The organism is Streptomyces sp. NPDC052701, from assembly GCF_040678355.1.
In the GTDB taxonomy this organism is placed as follows: Bacteria; Actinomycetota; Actinomycetes; order Streptomycetales; family Streptomycetaceae; genus Streptomyces.
Map to the genome: position 1 here is coordinate 393,525 of NZ_JBFATO010000002.1, position 17,190 is coordinate 410,714.

A 17,190-nucleotide genomic window follows, 5' to 3' on the forward strand; every position below is an offset into this window, starting at 1 on the left:
GGAGGCGGAGCCCCGGAGGGCGTGCGGGCGGCGCCGGGCACGGGCGGGCACGGGCGGGTGGGCGTCGCGTGAGGGCGCGCCGCGACGCTGGGTACGGGCGGGCGGGCGGTCATCCACAGGCCCGGCGTCCGCGAGCGCGGCGTCGTACGCTGGAGACCCCCGGCCCGTGACACGCGTCGGGCCCGTCGTGTTGCCCACCCCCCGGACGGAAGCGCCCCCCGAATGAGCCTGCACGGTCTGCTCGACGCCGTCGTCAAGGACACCGCCCTCGCGGAAGCGATCAAGGCGGCCGCAGACGGCAACCGCATGCACGTCGACCTGGTCGGCCCCCCCGCCGCCCGCCCCTTCGCGGTCGCCGCCCTGGCCCGCGAGGCCGGCCGCCCCGTGCTGGCGGTCACCGCGACGGGACGCGAGGCGGAGGACCTGGCCGCCGCCCTGCGCTCCCTGCTCCCGCCCGAGGGGGTCGTGGAGTACCCGTCCTGGGAGACCCTCCCGCACGAGCGGCTCAGCCCCCGCAGCGACACCGTCGGCCGCCGCCTGGCCGTGCTGCGCCGCCTGGCCCACCCCCGCTCCGACGACGCCGGGACCGGCCCGGTCTCCGTCGTCGTCGCACCCGTCCGCTCCGTGCTCCAGCCGCAGGTCAAGGGCCTGGGCGACCTGGAGCCGGTGTCCTTGAGGACCGGTCAGAGCGCCGACCTGAACGAGGTCGTCGAAGCCCTGGCCGCCGCCGCGTACGCGCGCGTGGAACTGGTGGAGAAGCGCGGCGAGTTCGCCGTGCGCGGCGGCATCCTCGACGTGTTCCCGCCCACCGAGGAACACCCCCTGCGCGTCGAGTTCTGGGGCGACGACGTCGAGGAGATCCGCTACTTCAAGGTCGCCGACCAGCGCTCCCTGGAGGTCGCCGAGCACGGCCTGTGGGCCCCGCCGTGCCGCGAGCTGCTGCTCACCGAGGACGTGCGGACCCGTGCGCGCGCCCTCGCCGAACAGCACCCCGAACTCGGCGAACTGCTCGGCAAGATCGCCGAGGGCATCGCGGTCGAGGGTATGGAGTCCCTCGCGCCGGTCCTGGTCGACGACATGGAACTACTGCTCGACGTGCTGCCCGAGGGCTCCATGGCCGTCGTGTGCGACCCGGAGCGGGTCCGTACGCGCGCCGCCGACCTGGTGGCCACCAGCCAGGAGTTCCTGCAGGCCTCCTGGGCGGCCACCGCCGGCGGCGGCGAGGCCCCCATCGACGTCGGCGCGGCCTCCCTGTGGTCCCTCGCGGACGTGCGGGAGCGGGCGCGCGAGCTGGACATGATGTGGTGGTCGGTGTCGCCGTTCGCCGCCGACGAAGAGCTCGACGCCGACACCCTCAAGCTCGGCATGCACGCGCCCGAGAGCTACCGCGGCGACACCGCCAAGGCCCTCGCCGACACCAAGGGCTGGCTCGCCGACGGCTGGCGCACGGTCTTCGTCACCGAGGGCCACGGCCCCGCGGCCCGCACGGTGGAGGTGCTGGGCGGCGAGGGCGTCGCCGCCCGCATGGAGGCGGACCTCGGGGAGATCTCCCCGTCCGTCGTCCACGTGGCGTGCGGGTCCATCGACCACGGCTTCGTCGACCCGGCCCTCAAGCTCGCCGTCCTCACCGAGACCGACCTGTCCGGCCAGAAGGCCGCCGGCCGCGACGGCGCGCGCATGCCGGCCCGGCGCCGCAAGACCATCGACCCGCTCACCCTGGAGGCGGGCGACTACATCGTCCACGAGCAGCACGGCGTCGGCCGCTACATCGAGATGGTGCAGCGCACCGTGCAGGGCGCGACCCGCGAGTACCTGGTGGTGGAGTACGCCCCCGCCAAGCGCGGCCAGCCCGGCGACCGCCTCTACATCCCCACCGACCAGCTGGAGCAGATCACCAAGTACGTCGGCGGCGAGGCCCCCACGCTGCACCGCCTGGGCGGCGCCGACTGGACCAAGACCAAGGCCCGAGCGAAGAAGGCCGTCAAGGAGATCGCGGCCGACCTGATCAAGCTGTACAGCGCCCGCATGGCGGCCCCCGGCCACGCCTTCGCACCCGACACGCCCTGGCAGCGCGAACTGGAGGACGCCTTCCCCTACGCGGAGACGCCCGACCAGCTCACCACCATCGCCGAGGTCAAGGAGGACATGGAGAAGACGGTCCCCATGGACCGCCTGATCTGCGGCGACGTCGGCTACGGCAAGACCGAGATCGCCGTGCGGGCCGCCTTCAAGGCCGTCCAGGACGGCAAGCAGGTGGCGGTGCTGGTGCCCACCACGCTGCTGGTGCAGCAGCACTTCGGGACGTTCTCGGAGCGCTACTCGCAGTTCCCGGTCAACGTGAAGGCGCTCTCCCGCTTCCAGACCGACACCGAGGCCAAGGCCGTGCTGGAGGGCCTTCGGGACGGCTCGGTGGACGTCGTCATCGGCACCCACCGCCTGTTCTCCTCGGAGACCAAGTTCAAGGACCTCGGCCTGGTCATCGTCGACGAGGAGCAGCGCTTCGGCGTCGAGCACAAGGAGCAGCTGAAGAAGCTGCGCGCCAACGTCGACGTACTGACCATGTCGGCCACCCCCATCCCGCGCACCCTGGAGATGGCGGTGACCGGCATCCGCGAGATGTCGACCATCACCACCCCGCCGGAGGAGCGCCACCCGGTGCTGACCTTCGTCGGCCCGTACGACGAGCGGCAGATCGGCGCGGCCGTCCGCCGCGAACTGCTGCGCGAGGGCCAGGTCTTCTACATCCACAACCGGGTCGAGTCCATCGACCGCGCCGCGGCCCGGCTGCGCGAGATCGTCCCCGAGGCGCGCATCGCCACCGCCCACGGCCAGATGTCGGAGGCCGCGCTGGAGCAGGTCGTCGTCGACTTCTGGGAGAAGAAGTTCGACGTGCTCGTCTCCACGACGATCGTCGAGTCCGGCATCGACATCTCCAACGCCAACACCCTCATCGTGGAGCGCGGCGACACCTTCGGCCTGTCCCAGCTGCACCAGCTGCGCGGCCGGGTGGGCCGCGGACGCGAGCGCGGCTACGCGTACTTCCTGTACCCGCCGGAGAAGCCGCTGACCGAGACCGCGCACGAACGCCTCGCCACCATCGCCCAGCACACCGAGATGGGCGCGGGCATGTACGTGGCGATGAAGGACCTGGAGATCCGCGGCGCGGGCAACCTGCTCGGCGGCGAGCAGTCCGGCCACATCGCGGGCGTCGGCTTCGACCTGTACGTGCGGATGGTCGGCGAGGCCGTCGCCGACTACCGGCGGCAGCTGGAGACCGGCGGGATCGAGGAGGAGCAGCCGCTCGAGGTCAAGATCGAGCTGCCCGTCGACGCGCACGTCCCGCACGACTACGCGCCCGGCGAGCGCCTGCGCCTGCAGGCCTACCGCTCCATCGCCTCCGCGAACAGCGAGGAGGACATCAGGGCCGTCCGCGAGGAACTCGTCGACCGCTACGGCAAACTGCCCGAACCCGTGGAGAACCTGCTGCTGGTCGCCGGTCTGCGCATGCTCGCGCGCGCGTGCGGCGTCGGCGAGATCGTGCTGCAGGGCGCCAACGTCCGCTTCGCGCCGGTGGACCTGCGCGAGTCGCAGGAGCTGCGGGTCAAGCGGCTGTACCCCGGGACCGTCGTCAAGCCCGCGGCGCACCAGGTGCTCGTACCGCGCCCGAAGACCGCGAAGGTGGGCGGGAAGCCGCTGGTCGGGCGGGAACTGCTGGCCTGGGTCGGGGAGTTCCTCACGTCGGTCCTCGGCTCGTAGGCGGCCCCCCGCGGCCTTCCGCGGTGGCCCGCCATGGGACGGACCGGGCCACCGCGCCGGCCGCGCGCCTCCGCGGCCTTCCGCAGGGCCGCCGCGGGCCGGTCACGGGCCCACGGCCCGCGCGGCGTACGCGCGCCCTCACCGCGGTGAGGCGTCCGGCACCGTCCGCACGGCCCGGCCGCCGGACGCCCGGAGCCCGGACCCGCCGTCTCCCCGGACGCGCGAAGCCGCCCGCGGGGTCGGGTCTCCGCGGACGGCCTGTGTGCGGAGTGGTTCGGGGTGACCGCGCCGGACGGCACTCGCCGACGGGTGCCGTCCGGCGGGCCTGGCGTTCCTCGGGCCCGGTGTTCATCGGACCCTGGTGTTCCTCCGGCCTGATGTTCCTCCGTGAGTCTCCTGCCGGACGGCCGGCCGAGGCCCTACGGCCGCTCGGGCCGGTCGCGGTCCACGCCGAACTGCTCCTCCGCGCGCCGCTGGCCGGTGTCGACCTGGTCCTCGTACTTGCCGCCGGTCCTCTCGTTGATCTTCCGTTCCGCGGTGTCCGAGGGCTCCTTGCCCCTCTTCTGTGCCTGTTGCTTGAGCTTGTCGAAGATGCCCATGCGGAACTCCTTCCGGAGGTGACTCAGACACGACGATACGCGCGGCTCACGAGGAATGCCTGTTTGAGCCCGCTTTGGACTGGACCTTTCGCTCGTTACCGTGGGACGAGGGACAACCCGCCCGTGCGGGGGCGGGACAGGCTAGCCAGGGGAAGGACGTACCGTGACGCGTCTGAGGAGTGGGGCGGCACTGGCCTTGATCGCGGCGCTCGCCATGACGGGGTGCACGGAACCGGCCCCGGAGGCGGCGCGGCCGGAGGGCACCGGCGGCGGCGCCGCCCTGGCGGCCGCCGAGTCGCTGACCGTCAAGGGGCGCGCGCCCAGGACGGGCTACGACCGGGACAAGTTCGGCACTCCCTGGGCGGACACGGACTCCAACAGCTGCGGCACCCGGGACGACATCCTCAAACGCGACCTCGTCCGGGTCGAGTTCGGCGACGACCGCTGCGAGGTGGCCTCCGGCACGCTGGACCCGGACCCGTACACCGGCAAGGACGTCCGGTTCGTGCGCGGCCGCAGCCAGGTGGACATCGACCACGTCGTCGCCCTCTCGGACGCCTGGCAGAAGGGCGCCCGGCAGTGGGACGCCAGCAAGCGCATAGCGCTGGCCAACGACCCCCTCAACCTCCTCGCCGTCGACGCGAGCACCAACCGCTCCAAGGGCGACGGCGACACGGCGACCTGGCTGCCGCCCAACAAGGCGTACCGGTGTACGTACGTCGCCGCCCAGGTCGCCGTGAAGAAGAAGTACGGGCTGTGGGTCACCGCCGCCGAGAAGGCCGCGATGCGGAGCGTCCTGTCCCGCTGCCCGGACCAGGAACTGCCGTCGGGCGGCAACCCGACCAAGGCGCCGGCACGGTTCGGCGCGGACTGAGGCGGACGCGGACGCGCCCGTCGGCGGGCGGGGCGGGCGTGCTTCCCCATGGGCCGGGGCTCCGGTGGACCGGGGTGGGCGGGTGTGGGGACCGGGATGCGGGAACCGCGCCCGGCGCCTCGGCTTTCGCGAGGTCGTCGTCCCGGTCCGCCCCAACGCCAAGCACCTCGAACCGCGCACCCCCATCGAGGAGTACGCCCTTCGCGTCCGTTCCGACGGCCTGCCCCACGACCCGTGGCTGCGCGTCCACGCCCGGGCCGGCGCCGTCATCGACTCCACCGCGCCGGCGTCGATGACGATCACCGGCTCGCTGGAGCAGTGGCGCCGCTGGACGGGGCTGCCCTTCGACACCGAGGGCGACGTCGAGGTGCCGGGTGCCCTGGTGCCCGTGCGGTGCGAGCCGGAGTGCGGGTACGCGGTGTACGTCGAGCCCGACGTCTGGATGCGGCACCCGCTGTGAACGCCCCTCCCGCACAGCCCTGACGAGCGCCCCGGTGACCGCCCCGGCGACCACCCCGGCGGGAGAGAGCCCGGGGCCGGCGCGTGGCCCGGCCCCTCCCTCGCCGGTCAGGCGCCCAGCGCGTCCAGGTCCACGACCTCTCCGCCGGGCTTCCGTGCCGGGACCGGCTCGTCGTAGTCGCTGAAGGTGAGCGAACCGGGGTCCTTGTCGGACCGGCTGTCGATGCGCAGCAGATACGGCTCGCCCTCGGTGGCGACGTAGGCCGTGTAGGTGTCCTTGCCGTCCCTCTCGTGCAGAACGATCGCAGGCCTGCCGTCGACGGAGGTCGTCTCGCCGCGGGTCGCGTCCGAACGGCCGTCCTCGGCGCCGCCGAGCACCGTGTCGAGGTCGCAGAAGCCCGTGATGTCCTCGGCGTCGGCGCCCTTGGCGGACATCTTGGTCCACTTCCCGGCCAGCAGGGCCACGGCCGCGTCGGTGTCCTCCTTCGGCTCGCCCTCGCCCTGGGCGCGCAGGAACTCCTCGTCGTACTTCATGTAAAGGGTGTCCCCGGTCTTGATCAACTCGGCCTCGCCCTCACCGTCCACCCTCATCGTGCCGGCGCAGTCGCCCTTCTTGTTCAGGGCCAGGTCGAGACGGATGGTGCCACCGCCCTCCTCGTCGGGGATGTCGCCCTTCATGCGCAGCGACGAGGCGCCGGTGGTGGCCCGCATGGCCCGGTCGGCGATCTCCTCGCCGGACAGCCCGGCGAACGGCTCCTCCTTCCCGTCCTTCCCCTTCTTCTCGCTCTTCTCCTTCTTCTCCTTCTGGCCCTTCGACGTGCTCGCGGTGCCCGACGGGTCGGCCCGGCGGGACTCGCTGGACGTGCCGTCCGCCTTGTTCTCACCGGGCAGGCAGCCGGTGAGACCCGCGGTGGCCGCGGCGGCGAGACAGAGGGCGGCAAGTGCGGTACGACGCATGGGAGTTCCTTGGTGTGAGTCCGGTGAGTCCGGTGAATCTGATGAGTCCGGTGAATCAGGTGAGTCCGAGAAGCCCGGTGGATCAGGGGAGTCTGGTCAATCCGGTGGGCCGGGCGAGTTCGGTAAGTCCGGTGAGCCCGTCGGGTGTGGTGAGCCCGGCGGCTCCGTGAGGCGGTCCGGGTCGAAGGCGGGTCCCGGCTGGAGGCGGGCCGGGCCCGTGGGGTGGCCCGCGCGCGGGGGCGGATGCCGCGGATGCCGGTGCGGATGCCGCGGCCGGTGCGGGCACGGCGTGTGCCGGTCGGCGGTGGGAGCCGGACGGCTCAGGCGCTCCACTTCCGGCCCCGGCGGCCGGCCGTCCCGAAGCGGCCGCCCGGGGTGCTGATGGCGACGGCGCCCGGTGCGGCCTTGCCCTTCATGCTCATGACTGTGTCCCCCTCCCCAGGGCGGCAGCGCGCCCCTGTGTCACGACGACCACCCATCGGTGGCCTCCCGTTCGCTGCGTCAATAAGAGCAGAGCATGTGAACCGAGTCAACACGATTCACAACGTGGAGCGTGTGCACAACCGTGAATCCCTCGGTTCCGCTTGCGTCGGTATGCTCGGCGGCACACATGGACGAGGGGAGCGGGGCGGGTGCAGGACAACGCGACAGAAGTGACCGCCGCCGGGATCGCGCGGCTGGCCGGCGTCGGCCGTGCCGCCGTCAGCAACTGGCGCCGCCGACATGCCGACTTCCCCAAACCGGTGGGGGGTACGGAGACCAGCCCCTCCTTCGCCCTCGCGGAGGTGGAGGCCTGGCTGCGCCGGCACCGCAAACTCGCCGAGGTCCCCTTGCGGGAGCGCGTCTGGCAGCAACTCGCCGGCCACCCCGAGGGCCCCGTCACCGCCCTCACCCACGCCGGCTGCGTCCTGCTGCTGATCCACGACCGCCCCACCGTCTGGCTGGACGTGAGCGCGGGCTCCGACGAACGGCTCGCCGCGATGCTGCCCGAGGCGCTGGAGCGGGTGCTCACACCGCGCTTCGGGGCACCGCGCGATGACCGGGGACACGGTGTTCACAAGAGCCCCGGCAGTCAGGCGGCGGCTGGTGTGAACGGCGTCCCCGCTGTGAACGGACCGGACTCCGTGAACGGGTCGAGCTCCGCTGATACGCCGGACTCCGTCGCCGGACCGGGCTCTGCGAACGCAACGGGTCACGTCCAGGACTCCGTGAATGGGCCGGCGGCCGTGCACAGCCCCGCCACCGTGAACAGCCCCCCTCCGGTGAACCCCCGCCCCGCCGTTCACCCCCCGACCGGCCCGGCCCTGCTCCCCTCCGCCCCCCTCCTGCGCGGCGTCGCCGAACTCTCCGCCGAGCTGGGCGCCCGCCAGACCTTCGAGTTCCTGCTCGGCCGGCACCTGGACGCCAACCCGCGCCAGTACACGCTCACCCCCGCCGATCTCGCCGGGCTCATGGCCGACCTCGCCGGACCCGCCCGTACCGTCCTCGACCCGGCCTGCGGCACCGGCGCCCTGCTGCGCGCCGTCGCCGCCCGCCCCGGCCAGGAGTTCCACGCCCAGGACAGCGCCCCCGAGCTGGCCGCGCTCACCGCGCTCCGGCTCGCCCTGCACACCCGGGCCCCCGTGCGCGCCGCCGTGGGCGACACCCTGCGCGCCGACGCCCACCCCGGGCTGCGCGCGGACGCCGTCCTGTGCCACCCGCCGTTCAACGAGCGCAACTGGGGCCACGACGAACTCGCCTACGACCCGCGCTGGGAGTACGGCTTCCCGGCCCGCGCGGAGTCCGAGCTGGCCTGGGTGCAGCACGCGCTCGCCCGCCTCCGCGACGGCGGCACCGCCGTCCTGCTCATGCCGCCCGCCGCCGCCTCCCGCCGCTCCGGCCGGCGCATCCGCGCCGACCTGCTGCGCCGGGGTGCGCTGCGGGCCGTCATCGCGCTGCCGGCCGGCGCGGCACCCCCGTACAACATCCCGCTCCACCTGTGGGTGCTGCGCCGGCCCGGACAGACGCCCCCGCAGGCCCTTGCGCAGGCCTCCGCGCAGCCCGAGGTGCTGCTCGCCGACGCGGGGCAGTTCGCCGGCGAGGGGCGCGGCGGCCCGGACCGGCGGGCCGTGCGGGACGCCGTCCTCGACGCCTGGCGCGCCTTCGACCGGGCCGGCCGCCTCGGCGAACGGCCCGGCCTGGCACGGTCCCTGCCCGTCATCGACCTGCTCGACGACGACGTCGACCTCGCCCCGGCCCGCCACCTGCCGCCCCCGGCGGCGGCCGACGGCGCCGACCAGCTCGCCGACGTACGCGAACGCCTCGGGCTGACCCTGCGGCTGACCGGGGACCTCACCCCGCCGCCCGCGCGCCCGGCACCCTCCGCGCCCCGCTGGCCGCTCACCACCGTCGGCGAACTCGCCCGCGGGGGCGCCCTGGTGATGCGCACGGGCGGAAACGGCGGCCACGCGGGCGTGCCCGTGCTCACCGACCACGACGTCCTCGCCGGGACCGGCCCTTCCGGGACGCTGCCGCGGAGCGACGAACAGGCCGTGCTCACCGAGCCGGGCGACATCGTCGTCCCGGTGCTCGGCGGCGGCTCGATGGCCCGTGTGATCGACGACGCGACCGCCGGCGCCGCCCTGGGGCGCAACCTGGTGCTGCTGCGCCCCGACCCCACCGCGCTCGACCCGTGGTTCGTCGCCGGATTCCTGCGCGGCACCGCCAACCAGCGCCAGGCCAGCAGCTACGCGTCCACCGCCACCCGCCTGGACGTCCGCCGCCTCCACCTGCCCCGCCTGCCGCTGGACGAGCAGCGGCGCTACGGCGCGCGCTTCCGCGTCCTGGACGAGTTCGAGCGCGCGCTGCGCCGGGCGAGCCGTCTCGGGGAGCACCTCGTGCGCGGCATGTACGACGGCCTCACCGACGGCACGGTCGCCCCCGACTGAGCCGGCCGGGGGCGACCGGCCCCGCGAGCCCCCCGGCGGCCGCCGCCGGGCCGGCCCGCGGGGCGCCCCCGGCTCCGGAAGCCACGGCTCCACGGGCTCCCGGAGCCACCTGCGGTGTCGCACGACGTGATCAGCACGACAACGGTTCGGTACAACCCGGGACCGGTTGTCCGTGTCGGCCTATACGCTCGGGGTCCCGACCGAGCTCGGTCACCCACTCGTACGTCCGTCCCCATCGGCTACACCGGTCCAGGAGCAGTCATGTACGGCCACGGCGCGGCGCCGCCCTCCCGCAGCGCGGCAACGGTCATCACCCTGCGGGTGCTGATCGCCGCCGCCGGTTTCCTCTCGTGCGGCGTACTGGCCTGCATTCCGCTGTTCCGGATCGCCTTCCTGCGCGGACGGGCCCTGGACTGGGCGGCCGCCTGGCTGAGCCTGCCGGTGTCCATCACCTGCTTCGCCGTGGTCGGCGCGCTGCCGGAGACGGACTACCGCACCGACATCGCGCTCGCCGTGGTGCTGCTGCTCGGCATGGCGAGCGCGGCCTACTTCCTGGTCGTGGACATCAAGGTCCACCAGCAGCGGCGGTTCGCGGGCTACGCGGGGTCCCACCCCGCGGCCGTGCCCACCCCGTACGGCTATCCGCAGTCCGGCCCGCCGTACGCGTCCACGCCCGTGCCGGGACCGCCGCCGCACCCGCACCACACGCCGATACCCCAGGTCCCGATGCCCCAGCCGCCCGCGCCCCACGACGCCACGCCCCTGGGGCCCGTGCCCCAGCACCCGGCGCCCCAGCACTCGGCGCCCCAGCGCCCCGCGCCCGCCCGCATCGACCAGGTGCGCGCCGAGCTCGACGAGCTCAGCGACTACCTGCGCCGGCAGGAGGGCCACCACGACGGCACCGACGAGAGCGGACGGTGAGCGTGGCGGCGGGACGCGTCGTCGCCGGCCGCTACGAACTGTCCACGCTCATCGGGCAGGGCGGCATGGGACAGGTCTGGACGGCGTACGACCAGCGGCTCGACCGGCGTGTGGCGGTGAAACTGCTGCGCCCCGACAAGGTGGCGGGCCAGGAGGCGGCCGAGCTGCGCCGCCGGTTCGTGCGCGAGTGCCGGGTGACCGCGCAGGTCGACCACCCCGGCCTGGTCACGGTGCACGACGCGGGCAGCGAGGGCGAGGAGCTGTTCCTCGTCATGCAGTACGTCGACGGGGCCGACCTGTCCGACCACCTCGCCGAGCACGTCCCCTACCCCTGGCAGTGGGCGGTGGCGGTCGCCGCGCAGCTGTGCGCCGTGCTCAGCGCGGTGCACGCCGTGCCGATCGTCCACCGCGACCTCAAGCCGCGCAACGTGATGGTGAAGCAGGACGGCGCGGTCACCGTCCTCGACCTCGGCGTCGCGTCCGTGATGGACACCGACACCACCCGCCTCACGCACACCGGTTCGCCGATCGGCTCGCCCGCCTACATGGCCCCGGAGCAGGCGATGGGCGGCGCGGTCGGCCCCTACACGGACCTGTACGCACTCGGTGTCCTCCTGCACGAACTGCTCAGCGGGGAGGTACCGTTCGCGGGCTCGACGGCGCTCGGCGTGCTGCACCGCCACCTGTACGAGCCGCCCCTGCCGGTGCGCCGTCTGCGCCCCGAGGTCCCCGAGGCGCTGGAGGCCCTGGTCCTGCGTCTGCTCGCCAAGGACCCCCAGCACCGGCCGGCCTCCGCGCAGGAGGTGTACGGGCACCTGGAGCCGCTCCTGCCCGCGCGCGGCACGCCCACCGGGGCGCCCCTCGACCCCACCCGCCCCTTCCTGCGCCCGCACGCTCCCTGGCCGGACCTGGCGCGCACGCCCGCGCCCCAGCCCGCCCCCGTGACGCCCGTCGCGGAGAAGGCCGGGAAACCGGACGTCGCCCGCGCCGTCGACGAGGTCAAGCGCCTGCTCGGCGAGGGCCGCATCACCCAGGCCGTGGACCTCCTCGGGGCGATCCTGCCCGTCGCCGCCGAACAGCACGGCGAGCGCTCCCCGGTCGTGCGCACCCTGCGCAAGCAGTACGTGGCCACGCTCCTGGACGACGGCCAGTACCGGCGCGCGCTGCCCGAACTGCGCCGCCTCGCCGACGAACGCGCCGCCGAGGCCGGCCAGGCCGACCCGCAGTCGCTGCGCTTCCGCTACGAGGCCGCCCAGTGCCTGGAGCAGCTCGGCGAACCGGCGGCGGCGCTCGCCGAGTACCGGGCGCTGCTGCCGTACTACGAGAACCAGTACGTCGCCGCCGGCGACCCCGAGCTCGCGCACGACGTCCGCCGCCGCATCGGCCACCTCCTCCTCGCCCTCGGCGACCGCCCCGCCGCCCACGACACACTGCTGCGCCTGCTGCACGACGTGGAGCGCACCCAGGGCCCCGGGCACCCCCTCGCCGCCGAGATCCGGCGGACGCTCCAGTGGCTGGGGCAGGTGCGCGGCTGACCGCCGCCCCGGGCACGCCCGGCCGCCGTCCCCGGGAGGAGGGCGCGGCGGTGCCGGAAGTCGTGGTGAATCGTTGGTCGAATGGGTTGGCCAGAGCCCGGCCGCTGCCTACCATCGATCACCGCAAGACCTTGTGCACCGTCGCACAATCTCCTCGGGAGGCTTCCTTGCACCGCCGCCGTCGCACCGCGCTCGTCCTCACCGCCGCGATCGCCGCCGCGGCGCCCCTCCTCACCGCCTGCGGGAACGACGCGCATCCCGGCGCGGCGGCCGTCGTCGACGGCCGGCGGATCACCGTCTCCCAGCTGGAGGACCGGGTCGACGAGGTGCGCGCGGCCCAGCGCGCGGCCGTGCGCGACGACACCCAGTACCAGCAGGTCGTCGCCAGAACCGGCACCCTCACCCGGGACACCCTGCACACCATGGTCCTGGACCGGGTGCTGCACCGCGCCGCCCGGGACGCGGGCGTCACCGTCACCCCCAAGGAGATCCAGCAGATGCGCTCCGGCCTGGAGGAGCAGGCCGGCGGTGCCAAGGCGCTGGAGACGACCTGGCTCCAGCAGTACGGCATCCCGCCGCAGCGCCTCCAGGAGAACCTCCGCCTCCAGCTGGAGGCCCAGAAGCTCGCCGAGAAACTCGGCACGGACACCAGCCGGCCGGAGTTCTGGAAGGCCCTGTCGGAGGCCTCGCGGAAACTGGACATCGACCTCAACCCCCGCTACGGCACCTGGGACGTCCGCAAGAGCAGCCGCGTCGACGGCAGGACCCCCTGGGTCCGGGACGTCACGGCGGCGCAGACGCAGCAGCCGGCGTAGTCCCACGGCGACCCGGTCGTTCCGTCCGGCGGGAAAGGACGGGGAAGGGCGGGAAAGGACGGGGAAGGGCGGGAAAGGACGGGGAAGGGCGGGAAAGGACGGGGAAGTGCAGGAGCGGGCGGGCGCCCTCGCCGGCGCCCGCCCCTGCCGGCCCCTGTCGGCGCCCGCCCCCGCTCCGCGGGCCGTTCCCCCGCGGACGGCCGATCGCCCCGTCCGCGCCGTGGGTTAGCGTCGAACCGTGAACGCAACCAGTCCCGCACCCGCCCCCGGCACCGGCCCGGAAGCCGCCCCCGGCCGCATCGTCCTGCTCACCACCAGCCACCGCGTCGCCCCCGGCCTGCTGTCCTGGCCCGCCTGGCAGGCGCTGCGCGCGGCCGACCGGGTGCTGTGCGCGGACGGCGCCCATCCGCAGCTGCCCTACCTGCGCGAGGCGGGGACGGCCGTCGACGAGGCCGCCCCGACCGCCGAGGAGCTGGTCGACGCCTGCGCCGGCGGCCGGACGGTCGTGGTCGTGGCGACGGGGGAGGGCGAACCGGCCCTCACGGACGGCCTGGCCCGCCTCGCGGGCTCCGGCCGGGTCCGCATGCCCGAGCTGGAGCTGCTCCCCGCCTCCTACGACCTGCCGGGCGCCCGCCTCCTCGACCTGGTCCAGGTCATGGACCGCATCCGCGCCGAGTGCCCGTGGTCCTCGCAGCAGACCCACCAGGGCCTGGCGAAGTACGGCATCGAGGAGGCGTACGAGCTCGTCGAGGCGATCGAGGAGGGCGACCGCGAGGAACTCCGCGAGGAGCTCGGCGACGTCCTGCTCCAGGTGGTCTTCCACGCCCGCATTGCCGAGGAGGACCCGGACGCCCCCTTCTCCATCGACGACGTGGCCGGCGGCATCGTCGCCAAGCTCGTCCACCGCCACCCGCACGTCTTCGGCGACGAGAAGGCCACGACCCCCGAGGAGGTCAAGGAGCACTGGCTGCGTACGAAGGCCGTGGAGAAACAGCGCACGTCCGTCACGGAGGGCGTCCCCCTCGGCCAGCCCGGCCTGGCCCTCGCGGCGAAGCTGGCGTCCCGGGTCCGCACGGCGGGCCTCGACGTCCCGCCGCCGCGGGCCGCGGGCATCGGCTACGAGCTGCTCGCGCTGGCGGTGCGGGCCGAGGCGGAAGGAGTGGACCCGGAGGCGGCACTGCGGGCGGCGGCCCGGGCCTACCGGGACGCGATCAGGGCGAAGGAGGCCGCCGGACGGGGATGAGCCCCGGCCCTCGACCCCCGGCCTCCGTCCCGGCCCCGACCCCCGACTCCCGGCCCCGACTCTCGCCCCCGACTCCCGACTCTCGGCCCCGGCCCCCGCCCACCGCCGCCGCGGGGCCGCCGCCGCGGGGCCGCCGGCACGGGCCGCCCCGGCGCGCGGAAGGCCCCCGGCGGGGCGCTCCGGGCGCCGGATACCGTCGAGGAGTGACCGACCAGCCTCAGCCCCGCAGCACCGTCCCCGCCCGCCCGGACCTGTTCACCTGGGAGTTCGCCACCGACCCCTACCCCGCCTACGCCTGGCTCCGCGAGCACGCCCCGGTGCACCGGACGAAGCTGCCCAGCGGGGTGGAGGCCTGGCTGGTCACCCGGTACGCCGACGCCCGGCAGGCCCTCGCCGACAGCCGTCTGTCCAAGAACCCGGCGCATCACGACGAGCCCGCGCACGCCAAGGGCAAGACCGGTATCCCCGGCGAGCGCAAGGCCGAGCTGATGACGCATCTGCTCAACATCGACCCGCCCGACCACACCCGGCTGCGCCGGCTCGTCTCCAAGGCCTTCACGCCCCGCCGGGTCGCCGAGTTCGCGCCCCGGGTGCAGCAGCTCACCGACGGTCTCATCGACCGGTTCGCCGCCGAGGGCTCCGCCGACCTCATCCACGAGTTCGCCTTCCCGCTCCCCATCTACGCCATCTGCGACCTGCTCGGCGTCCCGCGCGAGGACCAGGACGACTTCCGGGACTGGGCGGGCATGATGATCCGGCACGGCGGGGGGCCGCGGGGCGGGGTCGCGCGGTCGGTGAAGAAGATGCGCGGCTACCTCGCCGACCTCATCCACCGCAAGCGGGAGGCCCTGCCCGCCGAACCCGCCCCCGGCGAGGACCTCATCTCCGGTCTCATCCGCGCCTCCGACCACGGCGAGCACCTCACCGAGAACGAGGCCGCCGCGATGGCCTTCATCCTCCTGTTCGCCGGTTTCGAGACGACGGTGAACCTGATCGGCAACGGCACCTACGCCCTGCTCACCCATCCCGGCCAGCGCGCCCGCCTGCAGCGCTCCCTCGCCGCCGGGGAGCGCGACCTGCTGGAGACCGGAGTCGAGGAACTCCTGCGCTACGACGGCCCCGTGGAGCTGGCCACCTGGCGGTTCGCCACCCAGCCGGTGACCATCGGCGGGCAGGACATCGCCGCCGGCGACCCCGTCCTCGTCGTCCTCGCCGCCGCGGACCGGGACCCGGAGCGGTTCGCCGACCCCGACGTGCTCGACCTCGGACGCCGCGACAACCAGCACCTCGGCTACGGCCACGGCATCCACTACTGCCTGGGCGCCCCGCTCGCCCGCCTGGAGGGCCAGACCGCGCTCGCCACGCTCCTCACCCGGCTGCCGGACCTGCGCCTGGCCGTGGACCCGGCCGAGTTGCGCTGGCGCGGCGGGCTCATCATGCGCGGACTGCGCACCCTGCCGGTGGAGTTCACCCCGCCGCGCTAGGCCCTGTCGCCGGACTCCCGCCGTCCGGCCGGAGGGCGGCCCCTCCCATACCCGCCGTACCAGCGCAAACGTGTCACACGTTCATCTCTGTGATCTCCATGTGATCTGCACGGCATGAACTTGTGACAAGTGATCGTATGCCTATACGTTCACCCATCAGCGTGGCGTGCCTGCTCGACCCGCCACGCCGGTCACTGCTGTCTTGGGAAAGGTCTCCCCATGCTCTCCGGGAACGGTCGTCACCGCCGCCCTCGCCAGGCTCCGGCTCTCCTCGTCGCGGCCGGAGTGACCGGCTCCGCCATCGCGATCCCGCTCCTCGGGGCCTCCGGCGCCAGTGCGGCCGACGGCACGACCTGGGACCGGGTCGCCGAGTGCGAGACCGGCGGCGCCTGGAGCCAGAACAGCGGCAACGGCTACTACGGCGGTCTGCAGGTGACCCAGGAGGACTGGGAGGCCTACGGCGGTCTCGACTACGCCGCGAGCGCGGACCAGGCCAGCCGCTCCCAGCAGATAGCCGTCGCCGAGAGAATCCTCGCCGACCAGGGGGTCGGCGCCTGGGGGACCTGCGGGCTGACCGCCGGGCTGGACAAGGACTCGACCTCCGTCGACATCGACACCGGGGTGGCGGACGACGCGTCGGGAACCTCCGGTTCGTCCGGTTCATCCGGATCGTCCGGACTGCTCGGGGGGGCCGGCTCCACCGGCTCCTCCCGTGCGTCCGGTTCCCCCGGTTCGGCGGAGGACCCCTCGCCGTCCCCCTCGTCCCCGTCCGACGGACCGTCGAAGAGCGCGGACGAGAAGTCAAAGTCCGGCAAACCGTCCGGTTCTGACGCCGACTCGGACTCCGGCGACAGCGGTTCGCCGCGCCCCGACGGCTCGCCGACGGCCGGCCCGGAGGGCGGCGACCCGGCCGACTCCGGCCGGACCGACGGCTCTTCCGCGCCGGCCGACACCGGGACGACCGGCTCCGGCCGGCACCGCGGCCCCAGCGCCCAGGAGACCGCGGAGGAGGGCCGCGCGGCCGCGTCGGCGGGCCGGCACGCCTCGCGCGGGGAGGGTGCCTCGCGCGGCGCGCTGGGCGGCTCGTACACCGTGCGCGAGGGGGACAGCCTGTGGTCCATCGCCGACTCCCTTGACCTCAGCGGCGGATGGCAGGCGCTGTACGAGGAGAACGAGAAGGTGGTCGGCGCGGACCCGAACCGGATCGTCCCCGGTCAGGACCTTGAGGTCGGAGTCGAACCGGGCAAAAAGTAGCGTAGTGACAGCGGGAGTTCACGTCACGGTTCGCGCTGAATGTCCCATATAAGTGCGGTGAGAGATAGATCTCAGAAGCCCTGATCGTCTTTGAAATTCCGCGGATCGCGTGTCTACGGTCGTGACCGTTCGCCACCGCGAGCCCCGGCTGCCGCAACGCCGAATCCTGCCAGCGGCCGTCCGGGAACAGTCGTCGCGTCAAGCGCCGCAGGCAGGAGCGGGGGACCCAAGGTAAGTGCCGGGCCCAGCACTTGGGGCTGGATCCGGCTAGGGGTGAAGCCGTGTCCCGCAAGGGGCGCGGCCGGGCAACTCAACCGGCCCGAACCCGACAGCTCACCTCGCAGGCGTCGGTGAGGGGATCCATCC

General features: G+C 74.1%; 11 protein-coding genes, 1 pseudogene and 1 riboswitch. Of the genes and pseudogenes, 10 read left to right on the forward strand and 2 right to left on the reverse strand.

The window, feature by feature from the left end:
- Positions 1-222: 222 nt before the first annotated feature.
- Positions 223-3,756, forward strand: coding sequence for a transcription-repair coupling factor (gene mfd, locus AB0L29_RS04880; protein ID WP_365823349.1), 3,534 nt, complete (start codon positions 223-225; stop codon positions 3,754-3,756).
- A 419-nt stretch (positions 3,757-4,175) separates the two neighbouring features.
- Here the strand turns inward: mfd and AB0L29_RS04885 are convergent, their stop codons facing one another.
- Complete coding sequence (locus AB0L29_RS04885) at positions 4,176-4,355, reverse strand: antitoxin (RefSeq protein ID WP_365823351.1); 180 nt, start codon at positions 4,353-4,355, stop codon at positions 4,176-4,178.
- 163 nt (positions 4,356-4,518) lie between these two features.
- On the opposite strand from AB0L29_RS04885, the gene AB0L29_RS04890 reads away from it, so the two are divergent.
- Together AB0L29_RS04890 and AB0L29_RS04895 are read left to right on the forward strand one after the other, a co-directional pair.
- Complete coding sequence (locus tag AB0L29_RS04890; protein ID WP_365823353.1) at positions 4,519-5,229, forward strand: HNH endonuclease family protein; 711 nt, start codon at positions 4,519-4,521, stop codon at positions 5,227-5,229.
- A 109-nt stretch (positions 5,230-5,338) separates the two neighbouring features.
- Positions 5,339-5,689, forward strand: a pseudogene (locus AB0L29_RS04895) (N-acetyltransferase); the annotation flags it as partial.
- Between the two features lie 107 nt (positions 5,690-5,796).
- Here AB0L29_RS04895 and AB0L29_RS04900 read toward each other — a convergent pair.
- Positions 5,797-6,645 (reverse strand): hypothetical protein, encoded by an 849-nt coding sequence (locus AB0L29_RS04900; protein WP_365823355.1) that lies wholly within the window; start codon positions 6,643-6,645, stop codon positions 5,797-5,799.
- Between the two features lie 632 nt (positions 6,646-7,277).
- Here AB0L29_RS04900 and AB0L29_RS04905 point away from each other — a divergent pair.
- The 7 genes from AB0L29_RS04905 to AB0L29_RS04935 all read left to right on the forward strand — a co-directional run bounded on the left by AB0L29_RS04905 (position 7,278) and on the right by AB0L29_RS04935 (position 16,824).
- Complete coding sequence (locus AB0L29_RS04905; protein ID WP_365823357.1) at positions 7,278-9,572, forward strand: N-6 DNA methylase; 2,295 nt, start codon at positions 7,278-7,280, stop codon at positions 9,570-9,572.
- A 261-nt stretch (positions 9,573-9,833) separates the two neighbouring features.
- On the forward strand, positions 9,834-10,493 hold the full coding sequence (locus AB0L29_RS04910; protein WP_365823359.1) for a hypothetical protein: 660 nt from the start codon (positions 9,834-9,836) through the stop codon (positions 10,491-10,493).
- 38 nt (positions 10,494-10,531) lie between these two features.
- A complete protein-coding gene (locus AB0L29_RS04915) occupies positions 10,532-12,028 on the forward strand; it encodes a protein kinase (RefSeq protein ID WP_365823447.1) in 1,497 nt (498 codons plus the stop codon).
- 167 nt (positions 12,029-12,195) lie between these two features.
- On the forward strand, positions 12,196-12,843 hold the full coding sequence (locus tag AB0L29_RS04920) for a SurA N-terminal domain-containing protein (protein ID WP_365823361.1): 648 nt from the start codon (positions 12,196-12,198) through the stop codon (positions 12,841-12,843).
- A 238-nt stretch (positions 12,844-13,081) separates the two neighbouring features.
- The gene (locus tag AB0L29_RS04925; protein WP_365823363.1) at positions 13,082-14,086 is read left to right on the forward strand and encodes a nucleoside triphosphate pyrophosphohydrolase; all 1,005 of its coding nucleotides are present in this window, start codon (positions 13,082-13,084) and stop codon (positions 14,084-14,086) included.
- Between the two features lie 203 nt (positions 14,087-14,289).
- Entirely contained in the window at positions 14,290-15,570 is a 1,281-nt protein-coding gene (locus AB0L29_RS04930; RefSeq protein ID WP_365823365.1) for a cytochrome P450, read from the forward strand.
- Positions 15,571-15,789: 219 nt separating this feature from the next.
- Positions 15,790-16,824 carry a transglycosylase family protein gene (locus AB0L29_RS04935; protein WP_365823367.1) on the forward strand — a complete coding sequence of 345 codons (1,035 nt, stop codon included), beginning with the start codon at positions 15,790-15,792 and terminating at the stop codon, positions 16,822-16,824.
- 193 nt (positions 16,825-17,017) lie between these two features.
- Positions 17,018-17,186, forward strand: a riboswitch (cyclic di-AMP (ydaO/yuaA leader).
- Positions 17,187-17,190: the final 4 nt, after the last annotated feature.